Origin of the sequence: Aeribacillus composti, from assembly GCF_031760945.1 — a bacterium.
In the GTDB taxonomy this organism is placed as follows: domain Bacteria; phylum Bacillota; class Bacilli; order Bacillales; family Aeribacillaceae; genus Aeribacillus; species Aeribacillus composti.
Window position 1 is genome coordinate 3,219,843 of the sequence record NZ_CP134501.1, and the last position, 12,352, is coordinate 3,232,194.

Below are 12,352 nucleotides of genomic sequence, written 5' to 3' on the forward strand. Positions count from 1 at the left end.
GATTATACCTCCAATTTTGCTATAATCTGTTCCGCAATTTGTTGGTCCACTTCCATCATGGTTAATAAAATGTCCATTACTAACGTTGCTGCACGACTGTAATGATCGTACAAATCCATGATCTTTTCATTCGCTTCATCGTATACAGCCATCGCTTTCATCGCTTTGCCCGCCGTATAGTAATCAAGGCTGCTTAGTTTTTTTATATTGGGAATTGCCGTTTCCTCTAATTCCGAAAGAATTCTGTTCAAATAATTAAAAACAGTCGTGATTTCATCCGGATTGACATCAATGGTGCCGGATCCTCCTCCGCCCATATTCGCGTTAGCCATGCGCTTTTGCCTCCTTATAAGGAAATTCCAATTCGTCAAAGAGCAGTTTCAGAAACCAATATTGGCTTGCATGGTAGTATTTCTTTTGTGGGATATCCACCATAATCAGATTTTGATCTTTCGTAAAAATCATCCACTGCTGATAGAATTTCGGATTGTCAGGCTCCATCGGCCGTTCAGTCATATGAAAGAATTCAAGATTCATAAACATTTTTTCCGGTTCGAAACTTTCTACTTCTCGCCTTTCTTCATGGGTTAGTTCACGCTTTAAAAAAGTTTTTTCAAGCGGCGCCGGTTCTCTTGACATTAACGGAAACTGTTCGCTTAGCAATTTGAGAACAAAAGCTTTGGCCATGATCCTTAATTGATATAAGTTATTTTCTAGTTCCACCAAAACGATCAGCTTGTCATTTGTTTTCTCGAAGAAAGCAAACATTAAATTATTAATTCGCACATATTTTTCACTTTGAGCATAATGTTCCAGTGCTTGAATGACCAAGGCCCCCGCCTCTGTGATTTTGCCGGCAGAATCTAGTATTTGTTTTTCTTTTAAGCGTTCGTGAGCTTCTTTAAAAACTTCTTCTCCCTTTAATTGGTAAATTTGTTTATCCGGGAGGCCGAATATCGTATTGCATCCAAAAGCCGCAGCTAACAAATATAATTCCGGTACGTTAAAAGCATCGCGAGCAGCGTTCATAAGTTTCTCACTTCTTTAACTGATGGATCGTTCAAAAAGTCATGGAAATAACTTTCCAAATTATTCAGGGCTTTTGTCTGTTTCGCTGCAGCCTTTTCCATCTCTTGATGATATTTGTGTATAATCTCGAGATAGGTAAGAAATGCGTCTCGTGATTTTCCACTCCACCCCGCCGAGTGAATATAGGAAATTAATTGGCTGCATGTGTTCTTCGTGTTTCTAATCGACTCTTCAAGCGCTTTTGCCGTTTCTTTCGCTTCATTTACTTTGGCACCGTTGATTTTAACGCTTCCCATATAACCGCTCCATCCTTTCTTCCCGTTCTCTTTCCTCTCTTTCCGCTCTCTCCCTCGCTTCTTTAATGGCTAAGTTTTTATAGTAAATGTATCTTTCGTATGCCTTATTTTTGGCGGACACAAGAGAGCTTCTTTTCTGCTTTTCCAGTTGGAAATATTTATTCAGCTTCTGATTGAGTTCTTGCCGCTTAGGTTCGAAGTCGTTTGATGGAATGTCTGAGATGGATAAATGAGCTGCTTTTCCTACATAGCTTTCGTAGATTCCTTCTGCTTCCGAAACATTTTGATCATAATCCGAAAGTGCATCATGAAGTTTTTCGTAAAGCTTATGGTAATCATCTCTTTTTTTCTCCGTCGCCGTTTTGAACCAATCAAACATGTTCGCTCACTTCCTCCTTTGTACGATATGGCGCGGCGATTTTAATTTTTACCGCTTTTCCATATCGGATATAATAAGCTTCGTAAGGCAGCAGGTTCTTTTCCTTATACGGCCGATTCATCACTTCCAAAATATTTTGGTCGGCAACCCTGCCAATCAACACACCCGTTTTTTGTTTTTTGATCATAGTGGAAATGTCATCATACATTCTTTCAATTCTTCCCGGGATTCCGCCAATAATGAAATAGATTCCAAGTCTTGCTCCCGTTTCCATCAGCTTTGCAAGCGTTGACTGCGACAGCGCCGACATCGTTTCAACGACAAAGGAGGCATCGGTGATTAAAACAACGAGCGGACGGATTTGGTTCTTAAAATCGCGTATGGTCGCTCGCCCGTTTGTTTCCAACTGGATTTGGCGAAATGCGTCTTCCCTTGCCTCGTATAGTTCTTGAATTTTGGCTACAAACAAATCCATTGAAGCTCCATTATCCGCATACAAATTGACATGGTTTTGATACAATTGGAATGCTGCTGCAGCATTATCCAACAAACCGACATCAATATGCTCATTGAGCGAAATGCTGGATAGAAGAGTTAAATACGTTTGTTCCACTGCATCAGCCATTTCTCCTAAAATTAATGTATTTTGGTCTTCAACAACCTGTAGTGCTACAGGCTCTACTTCTTCAAAATCCACCGCAAATGGAATGCCTCCTGACGCCAACATATCTTTTGCCTTCGGATGTTTAATGAATGCAGAAAATTCAACCACTTCCGGAACCATTGGAATTGGAGCCGGCGTTTTGCCTTTCCACGCTTCACGCATACCTTTGCTCTCCGTTTGGATTCCCTCAATGATTTGCAGCGTATCTTCGCCTTTTACAGGCAAAGCTGTTTGAAAAGCAGTTGGCTGATCCAATTTGATTAGGCCGCGGCCTGGTATTTCCTCAATCGATAAATCCGTTCTCCCTACAATATTGCGAACTTCTGTAGCATCTATCATAAACAAGGCAATCTGATGTTTAATATTGGCGAGGAGAGGCGCTCTTAACGCGCTTTGCCTTCCTGCGCTGATGGCAAGATGTATACCGACGCTGACGCCTTCCCTTGCAACTTGCGCGACCATATTCTCAAAATCATCCTTATAAGAAGAGTCTAAAACGGAATCATACGTATCGATTATGAGTAGAATCGCCGGAACGTTTTCGCCGATTGCCTTTTCGTACATGCGAATGTTGGCAACTCCGTATTTACTTAATTTCTGCTTGCGCTCCTTCATCTCGTTTCGTAAGCGGCGAATAAGCTTAGCCATTTTCACTTCGTCATCCGCCATAATGGTGTCGGCGACATGGGGCAAATCTTTCAATGGCAACAAACCGTTAGTTCCTAAATCGATTAAATACATATGAACTCTTTCCGGGTTATACTGTCTGGCAATATCCACTGCCAAAGTCTGCAAAAAGGTTGATTTCCCATAGCCTGGGCTGGAATAAACAGCTAAATGTCCATCCTTCTCCAAATTCAAGGTTAATGGCTTTTGCTCTTGCATTTCCGGCAAATCTAAAAAGCCGATGGTCGCTTCAAGCCCTTGCTTCTCTTGATACCAAGCTTCTGTATATTCTACTTGATGCAGCTCCGTTAAATAGATCTTCTCTTCTAACGGCGGCAGCCACGGTCTTGGCAATTCTTCCACACCGATTTTTTCAGCGTAGGCGTTGATCCAGTCGACGACAGCTTCGAGTTCAGTCGGGACTTTTACTATTTCTTTGCGGTTGGAAAGGCCGCTTAAATCCTGAGAAATCGGCTCATATTGGCCAAGCTCGTTAATCGCGTAAATCGTCGTGTCCAAAAGGTCTTGGTCCTCCTGATCCGGAACATAATTTGCGCCGCTCCATGCGCTTTGAAATAGTTCGTAAATTTCATTGTTGCCGACTTGCAGGTAGGCGCGTCCCGGCAAGGTGATTTCAGCGGCGTCCGGTGTTTTTAAAATTTCCATCGAGTCGCTTGTATTTTGGACTTTGAGTGCCAGTTTAAATTTCGAGTTGGACCAAATTTGATCGTCGACAACCCCGCTCGGTTTTTGCGTTGCCAATATCAGATGGATGCCGAGCGAACGACCGATGCGGGCGGTCGAGACAAGTTCTTTCATGAAATCCGGCTGCTCCGCTTTCAGTTCGGCAAATTCGTCTGAGATCAGGAATAAATGCGGCATCGGCTCTTTCGCTTCGCCCGTTTTATATAACTTCTGGTATTGGTTGATATGGTTGACGTTATGCTCTCCAAACAAGCGCTGGCGCTTCTTTAGTTCGGCTTTGATCGAGGCAAGCGCGCGCATCGACTGGACACCGTCAAGGTTTGTGATGGTGCCGAGCAGGTGCGGCAGCTTCCGGAACAGATTCGCCATCCCGCCGCCTTTATAGTCGATCAGCAAAAATGCAACTTCATGCGGATGGAAATTAACGGCAAGCGAGAGAATATAAGATTGAATGATTTCAGATTTCCCCGAACCCGTCGTCCCGGCGATCAGCCCGTGCGGTCCGTGCGCTTTTTCATGGAGGTTCAACTGGACAATATCCTCTTTTCCCCGCAGTCCGATCGGTACTGCCAGGCTTTTATATGTTTCGTTTCGTGCCCAGCGTTCTTCAATCCCGAGCTCCTCAACCTTTTCCACGCCGTACATTTCAAGGAAAGTCACGCTTTCCGGAATGGAATTTTTCAAGTTTTGCAGGTGGTTTAAAGGAGCCAAAGCACGGGAAATGTCTTCTTTGTTAAAACCGTCCGGGAAGTGATCTGGAACAAACCGTTTGTTTACCAATTCGCCGTTTTCGATAATGATGTTGCCATAGTGGGCATCGCGTATATCAATCACCGTTTTTACATGCTCAGGCAATGACTGCATGACATCTTCCACAAACACGAGCGAAACACCAAGTTCGATTGGATCTTCATTAAAAAACTCCATGATCGTATGGTCTAAAATCAGCTTTTCATCTGTAATAAAAATGACAAAATGCGGTGAAAAATAGATATTCTCATTTTTGTTCGCTTTCTCATCAATTGTTAATTTTCTTTCTTTTAAAATTTGAGAGAGCGAATTGAGAACTTGGTCGCGAGATCGCTCGTGGTATATAAAACCTCTAATATTTAAATCACGCAAACTGGCATGCGGCAGCCAGCGCATCCAAGCCCATTGTTGCTTTTCTTCCTCCGGGAATATCGTCACAAATTGAACATCGTGATAACTGTGAAATAAGGCTGCTTGCATGACGAGCATTTGCAGCTGTTCCAACACAAGACGGCGCTGACCGATATATCCCACAGGCCCATTTAACAAGGACGTTACAATCGGAACATCATGCAATTTTAAAAATTGTGATCGAAGGCTGCGCGCCTCCTCGACCAGTTCATCTTTATCCTGTGTAAATTCTTCCATGCTGAATTCGATGTCAAAGCTGGCATCCACTGTCCCTGTTCCAACGCGATACATTAAAAAGTCATGGTGAAACCTCGTCTTTTCGTAAATCCGCGAGTCCACCCTTAAGGCCATATCACGGATTTGCTCCACACTTGGGTAGTGATAGTTTAAGGCATGGCGCTGTTCTTCACTTGCTTGATACAATTCATGTGTTTTTTGCTTCAAATAATCCCGGTAGCTCTCCTCCCGTTCTTTCATATCCAATCGATATTGCCGCAAGCTTTTCACATAAGAGGTGATGGAAAAAATAACTGTGACAATCGTCATAGACAGCATCACAATTAAATAAATGCCGCTTCGCTGAAAAAAGGAAACGAGTACGAAGGCTGCAATCATGACTAGCGGCGGAACAATGACACGGGCAAGTTGTTCACTCGGTTTGCTTGGCTTGCTGGATGGTTTAGCAATTTTCCGTTTATCTTCCGGAACACGGTAAATAATGCGCGGTGAACGGTGATAATCAGGATAATCCGCGTTATACTTGCTTTGTGCGCTATATAATGGCACCAATTTAGATATATAGGGTTCGGAGGCCAATATCTCCAAACGATCTCTGGTCACTCTGACCATTACACCGGCAAAAAAAAGCTCATCCCCCGCTTCAATCTTCACTTCTTCTCCATCCACAAATGTATAGTTATGATAGACAGTGCCCTGATAGACAGCCATTTGAAAAGAGTCTCCCAATTGATCACGGAACAATACGAAATCAATAGCAGTATTGGGAATCTGCACATCATCATACGTATTTTTGCCAAAGGTAATGTTCAATTTATTGGAAATATCATAGTAGTGCCAATCATTATGCTCCGTAAGGTATATTTCCAGCGGAATATTGTTTATCTGTAATGAAATGGCACCATTTATCAATGATTTATTTTCAACCTTGCATGTTTCACCATCCCAATCCACCCAAATGGTGTCGGATAAACCGCGAAAGGTAATAGTGTCAGACCATTGGCCGCCGATTGATACTCTTTTCGGTTCATGGTCATGTAAATGGCATTTATGCAATTGTTTATCATAACTCACCAGTAATAATCGTTGTGCCATCTCTTTCTCCCTCTCTACATGCAATTAAGAAAGACGCATGCCTTTTTTTCCAGTAAGCGAAATGATTGGGGTACATGAAGCGTAACGTTTAATTCTTTAAAACTAAAAATCAGCTGAACTATTAAAATGATAGCCGCTCATAAATGCAGGCAAGATCCCCTCATTTCGTTTCTTCTGTTTGGTTTTGATCAGGAACCTTTTTCTCCGTTCGATCTGTCTGTGTCCCCTTTGCTTGATCGGTTACTTGTTGTTCTGCAGCTGCCGGCGCGGATCCACCCGTTTCTTCAGTTGGATTGGCTTTCTCCGGATCCGTCACAAACAAAGATTCCAGACCATATTTTTCTCCATACGATTTTAACTTCTCTTCATATTGTTGCACCTGGTTTTGCCGTTCGGTTCCACTTAAGTTTGGATCATTTTTTGCCTTCTCAATTTTTTTAATATAGCCGTACATGATTAACACCGGATCATCGAGATACATCGCTAAATCAAGTGATTTATCCAAATCTCCGCGGCCATTGTAAATCCAATACAATAAGTAGTTAGGATCGCTTTTTAAGCTAATATTATTCATAATGGTGTCTTTTTCTTCATCGCCCAGATTTTCGGATTTAACATATGAATAGGCCAATATATATTTTCCCGAATCTGGCAATTTTTCAGGATTGACACTTTCGAGATCTGAAATGACTTCTGAATAATCCTTGGATAAAAAAGCCCTATGCGCTTCCAAAAGGTGCTGCTGAAACGGCAGCTTGAAAAAGCCGAAGTATACAACAGGAACAGCCAAAATGACTGCAGCTGCGATCATGGCAATGGATAAACGTTTAAATAGCTGAAATCTTTTTTTTGGAACGATTTGCATATTTTTCTCTGTTTCGCGCTTTTCCTTGCTATACTGATTGTGTAAAAATTCAACAAAGTCATCAAAATGATCAATTTCACTGATTTGACGTTCAAACTCGGTATCTTTTGCATTTTTCCATGAACCTGCATATAGTTCATCGAAATTATATTTTTTTGAAAATAGGGCGATACTCAAGCATTTATATTGCAGCAGGAAGGTTTCGTCGTTGATCTCATAGGGGGGTAGCACCTGTCGAATGCCTCTGTAAACCAAAAAAGGTATAAGATTATCGTCAAATATGAGATTATGTGGATGCAGGAAGAACGTAATTCGCGTATCTAAAATTTTTCTGAAACGGGCCAGATTGCACAGCAATCGCAACTTGTCACTTCGCCCCAAGCTTTGAATGGTTTCCCAATGGTTCATATTGGAATCAACTTGAAATTGGAAAGTGAGAACCTCTTCCCCGTCCTCCACTTCTACCGGAACAAACTGGTCTGTATTCTCCTTCATCAGAGCCAATTCACGAATATCTTTCACGCGGGTCTGCGATTTTGCCAGTTCTAATTTCCATTGATTGTTTTCAATAAAAAAATGATAAGACACGGAATCCATTTTAATTGTTTTTTCCTTCATGATTTCTGACTCCTTTTCAACGTTACACAGGCTATGATAAAAAGCATGGTTCTTGTTCTATAAAACAAGTAAAATATCTCCATTCGCCACTGGGAACTCGCTAATCTGGTCGTCATCCGCCAGTAAAAGTTCTTTAGTCGGGATTTTTACCGCAAAAAGGGAATAATTAGGGAGTTCGAGCCTTAAAGATTCATTCAAGTTCGACAGCAGCTGTTTTATCGGCTGATGTGCCGGTATCCTCACATCATATCGACCTTTCCCCCATTTACTAAAATCAACGGTCACATTGATATGCGTTTCAACGGGCATTCCTGATCTCCCCTTTACTCCATTATTTTTCTTATAAGAGCCAAAATTCCGCCGACCAACATAACAGCAAATCCGCTCAGAAATCCAATGGCTATCTGATTTACCCTTTCCTTTTTCTCTGCATGATCCGCAGTGCTTTGGCTAGCGGGAGAAGAATGCTGCGTAAAAAAATGTTGTGAAAATAATGTCTTTTTCGCATCGTAAAAGCTTGTTTTTGCATCGCTCGCCACCGAATCGGCAAAAATTTCTTCTTTTAGATGATTCACTGCATGATCCAGCTCTTTTTGTTTTTTCTGGACCGCAGCCCGAGTTTGTTTTTTAAACAAACCGGGCGCGATTTTTTCCAGTTCAGTTTCACTCTCACTTTGGGATTCTTGTGATTTTATGTCATCGCTGATACGGTCTACTTGTAAATCAAGCTTCCCACTGTGATCCAAATGTTCATCTGCCAACGAATGTGCAGAAAGCAAAGGCTGGACGCCTATAGCTGCAGCAACTAAAATACTAATTCGGATTAGCTGCTTCATCCCTTGCCTCCTTACTTTGTGTAAACCCATTTATCACAAATAAATGTCCGACAAGACTTAAAAATGCTGTCCCCACTAATATGGTGATGATCAATGGATCGTACTTTGTATCGTCAACAAAACCTAATAGCAGCTTCTCAATATATTGCAGTGGCGACAATTCTTGCAATGTAGATGCTAAAGACTGTTTGTCGAAATTCAGCCCAAGAGTTTCTGTCAACAATACATAAAGGCTTAACATGCCAAGAAGTAAAAACATCCCGATCATTTTAAGCTGTCTTAGCAAATAAGCTCCTGCCAGCACCATGGTGAACATAATCAGGGAGATCAGGCCAATCCATTGAAAATATTTTTCTTGTGGAATATCGATAAAAGAACCTGACAGCAAACCGATGATGATTCCTTCGATAACGCCAATTCCTGCTGTCACCCATGTGATCGGAGTATTTTTCCAAACCAATGTTCTGTTTTCTGAGAAATCATCCTTTATCAATCTTTTTCTTTCAGACGTTGCAATGACGTATGCAGAAAATAAAGCCAAAATAAAACAGATTAACACCAAATAATAAGGGATAAAAGTATCTTTAACTACTTTCACTTCGCTGTTTTTTGTCTGCACCGGATTTGATAGAAAATTCAACAAGTTTTCATTTGGACGGTCGCCTATACGGCTGTTGGCTAACACTTGTCCAAAGTTATCAGCAAACTCTTGATCCTTCAGCAGCTTATTAGTCAAATCATTTGAAAGCTTTTGAGCCTTTTTCACTAATGTGTCGCCGCTGTTTACAATATTGTCAGCCTGTTTATCAATCGCATCAAAAGTTTTATAGACGCTGTCTGTTGAAATCAATACATTTTCAGATTGATCTGCCAAGGATTGGCTTGTAGCCAGCAATGTTTGAAGTTGATCGTCTAAGGACAGAACAGCGCTTTGTTCTTTATTTTGACCGGCTTGTATCTCACTATTTGCGTTTTGCAGCTTCAAACTGGCTTCCCGCCATGCTTCCAACCGCTGTAATGTATTGGTAATGCGATGATTCAATTCTTCTGCTTGTATCGTCGCTTGTTGGACTAATAAAGCCATTTCGTCAGAATGATTTTGAGTTTTCTGAACTAGCTGCTTATAACCTGCTATCTTATTTTTAAGGTCTTCCGTTTCAGCTCTGACATCCTCAGTTATTTTCCCGGCCATATAGTCGGATATGGCTTCTACAATATCTTGTTTATGGAACAGGTAATAAAGAGAATCCTCTGCAGCCATATCCCCCAAGCTACGTTGTTCCAATCCATTGGCTAAATCGGAAATACTTTTCCCAAAATATAATTCATATAACATCGCTGTTTTTTGATAATCTCTGATACTTTCATTAAGGCTTTTCATGAAAGTATTAGCCGGATCACTTATCAGCTGAGACATTACTTTATGATAGATAACATTGTTAATATCTTCTCTTTCAACAGGAGGTTCATTTGTATTCTCATCATTTGAATCGTCCTGTGTCGATTCGGAATTACTGTTTTCATTCATATTTAGAGCTTCAGGATCAGGCTGTTGCTCTTCTGGCGGCAATGGATCAGATGGATCAGACGGCTCTGGCGCCTCTGTATTTTTATGCTTTTGAATAATCTTCCATTCCCATGCAACAGGCTGAAATAAATCAATTTTCGCATTTTCGTCCTTCAAGCTTATTTTTATGTTGACTGTAATATTTCCTTTTTCAGTGACAGGAAGATCAAATGTAACGTTGTTCTGATCTCCATCCACTTTAAAAACATTTGTTTGCCCATTAGGAAGAGTCAATGTCACTTCATGAATACGAAAAAGTTCAGGAACTGCCGCATTTATATTTTGACTCTCAATATTTCCGCCTAGAATAGCTGCATTGTCCGACAAAATGATGCCTGATTCCGTTAAATCCTTTTTCACTTTGTTTATTAAATTTGTTAAAGGAAGCCCCGTACCGTTGGATGGTTGTGGCTGATATTGAAATTCCCGATTAAATTGGTTTGTCACCTTGATAACCATTTTGATATCGCTCTTCACCGACTCATCGATGTTTAAATCATCAATTTCTTCCCGTTTTAACGTTTGAAGTTTATCAATTTGGCTTTTAATCGTTTTTTGGACAATTTTATCGGGAGTATCAAATATTTGATTTAACGAAACGTAACTGTTTCCGACACCATCTTTCATTTGTTTTGCCAGTTTTTTCGCAATATTTTCCTCTGTTTCATTTTCTAGCTTTTTCGTTAATTCTTGCTCATAGCTGTCTATTGTTTCCAATGTTGATTTTAACGACATCTTCAGCGCTTCAGACTTCAAGAAAATATTTTGGTCCTCCATGGAATTGAAATGGAACTGATTATAAATTGCTTGATTGGTTTCAACCAGTCGGTTAATATTTTGCTGAACGTCTGCAGCGTTTAGACTGCTGTCGAATGCTGTTAGCTGATCTGCAAAACCTTTTGCCAAAGTTTCATGAGCATTCTTCATTTGTTGGAAATCTAAAAAATTTGTTTGATAAGCATTTGTTGCTTTTGCCCCTTCAACAAAGGAGCTCTGGTAATTTTGCAAGATATCCTCCAGACCTTTGAAAGCATCGGTTGATACCTTTGTTTGATCCTTTACTGTCGCAAACTGATTAGTGAAACCAGATAATGGTTGATGAATATCATGATTATATATATTGGTATGATTCCGTTCCTTCCTGACAAGTTCAGCAACATTGTCTTGGGCCTTTTGTAAGTTTCCTATTACACTAGCGAAGTAAACATCAATAATTCGACGATTAAAATCCTCTAAAATTGAACTAGCCGTTTTTTCCGCCCGGGCTTTCATGCTGCTGTTGCCCGATGCATTAATCTTATAGTTTAAAGTGATTTTCTCCGGATTTTTATCATTCATTGATAGTGCTTTTTCTGTAAAATCATTTGGAATGATAATAATCATGTTGTACAAATTGTTTTTAAAGCCGCTTTCAGCAACACCACGGCTGACAATATACCAATCATGTTCATTATCTTTTTCAATACTTTTCACAAATTCATTGCCAAATGCGTATTTTTTGCCATTAAAGGTGCCGCCTTGATCTTCATTTACTAAAGCAACAGTCATTTTTTGCTCATCATCATTTGTACTTTTCGATACTTGGTTTAATGCTAAGTAGGAACTTCCTGAGGAAAGCATGAGCACCAGTCCAAGAAACAAGAAAGAATTGAGCACAAATTTCTTCATTCCATTCACCCCCTTTTATGTGAATGACATACAGATATGTTGGGATGAAAACCAAACATGACAAACATCCTCAAAGGCACTGCCTTCTTGCCAACGCCTCATTTTTCCTTGCACATCCATTCCGAAAATATTTATGTATTAAGAAAAAAGCCACACAACATCGTCGCGTGGCTTTTTTGACAACACGGAAGTCGTCCAACCATCTAAGCCTGGTATTAGACATGAAGTCAACGCGGATTGATTATTGAAGCCCAAAATTGCGTGATAGCTGCTCATCATGTTGAGCTACTGCTTCCGCTGTTCTATTCAATTGCGTATTAATATCATGCATAAGCTGGGCAAAGTTTTGCACCTTCGGTTTTAGTTGATTAAATTGATCATCAAATCCTTGGAAAGCACGGCCTTCCCACTCAGCACGAAGTTCATTTTGTAAATTTGTTAAATCTCTTAAAATTTGCTCAATTTGCAAACCAGCTTGCCCATAACGCTGAGCCTTCGCTTTTAGCTCCTCTGGGGTCATTCGAATTTGTCCTGCCAAAATATCCATCTCCTTCAAAATAGTTTTG

Annotated in this window: 10 protein-coding genes; all 10 read right to left on the bottom strand. The window is 40.6% G+C overall.

Features of this window, described 5'->3' with window-relative positions; translation table 11 throughout:
- Positions 1 to 2: 2 nt before the first annotated feature.
- A complete protein-coding gene (locus RI196_RS15720) occupies positions 3 to 332 on the bottom strand; it encodes a hypothetical protein (protein WP_066249523.1) in 330 nt (109 codons plus the stop codon).
- Positions 325 to 1,029 carry a DUF5081 family protein gene (locus RI196_RS15725; RefSeq protein ID WP_094244498.1) on the bottom strand — a complete coding sequence of 235 codons (705 nt, stop codon included), beginning with the start codon at positions 1,027 to 1,029 and terminating at the stop codon, positions 325 to 327. Before RI196_RS15725 ends, RI196_RS15720 begins: the two co-directional genes overlap by 8 nt.
- The gene (locus RI196_RS15730) at positions 1,026 to 1,325 is read right to left on the bottom strand and encodes a WXG100 family type VII secretion target (protein ID WP_066249517.1); all 300 of its coding nucleotides are present in this window, start codon (positions 1,323 to 1,325) and stop codon (positions 1,026 to 1,028) included. The genes RI196_RS15725 and RI196_RS15730 overlap by 4 nt, the downstream gene beginning before the upstream one ends.
- Positions 1,312 to 1,704 carry an EsxC family T7SS substrate gene (locus tag RI196_RS15735; RefSeq protein WP_311066493.1) on the bottom strand — a complete coding sequence of 131 codons (393 nt, stop codon included), beginning with the start codon at positions 1,702 to 1,704 and terminating at the stop codon, positions 1,312 to 1,314. Before RI196_RS15735 ends, RI196_RS15730 begins: the two co-directional genes overlap by 14 nt.
- A complete protein-coding gene (essC, locus tag RI196_RS15740) occupies positions 1,697 to 6,232 on the bottom strand; it encodes a type VII secretion protein EssC (RefSeq protein ID WP_311066494.1) in 4,536 nt (1,511 codons plus the stop codon). Before essC ends, RI196_RS15735 begins: the two co-directional genes overlap by 8 nt.
- Positions 6,233 to 6,392: 160 nt before the next feature.
- Complete coding sequence (essB, locus tag RI196_RS15745; RefSeq protein ID WP_144598493.1) at positions 6,393 to 7,715, bottom strand: type VII secretion protein EssB; 1,323 nt, start codon at positions 7,713 to 7,715, stop codon at positions 6,393 to 6,395.
- A 57-nt stretch (positions 7,716 to 7,772) separates the two neighbouring features.
- Positions 7,773 to 8,024, bottom strand: coding sequence for an EsaB/YukD family protein (locus RI196_RS15750; RefSeq protein ID WP_066249503.1), 252 nt, complete (start codon positions 8,022 to 8,024; stop codon positions 7,773 to 7,775).
- Positions 8,025 to 8,038: 14 nt separating this feature from the next.
- Positions 8,039 to 8,551, bottom strand: coding sequence for a type VII secretion protein EssA (gene essA, locus RI196_RS15755; protein ID WP_066249501.1), 513 nt, complete (start codon positions 8,549 to 8,551; stop codon positions 8,039 to 8,041).
- Complete coding sequence (gene esaA, locus RI196_RS15760) at positions 8,529 to 11,786, bottom strand: type VII secretion protein EsaA (protein ID WP_311066495.1); 3,258 nt, start codon at positions 11,784 to 11,786, stop codon at positions 8,529 to 8,531. Before esaA ends, essA begins: the two co-directional genes overlap by 23 nt.
- A 241-nt stretch (positions 11,787 to 12,027) precedes the next feature.
- A complete protein-coding gene (locus RI196_RS15765; RefSeq protein WP_066249497.1) occupies positions 12,028 to 12,324 on the bottom strand; it encodes a WXG100 family type VII secretion target in 297 nt (98 codons plus the stop codon).
- Positions 12,325 to 12,352: the final 28 nt, after the last annotated feature.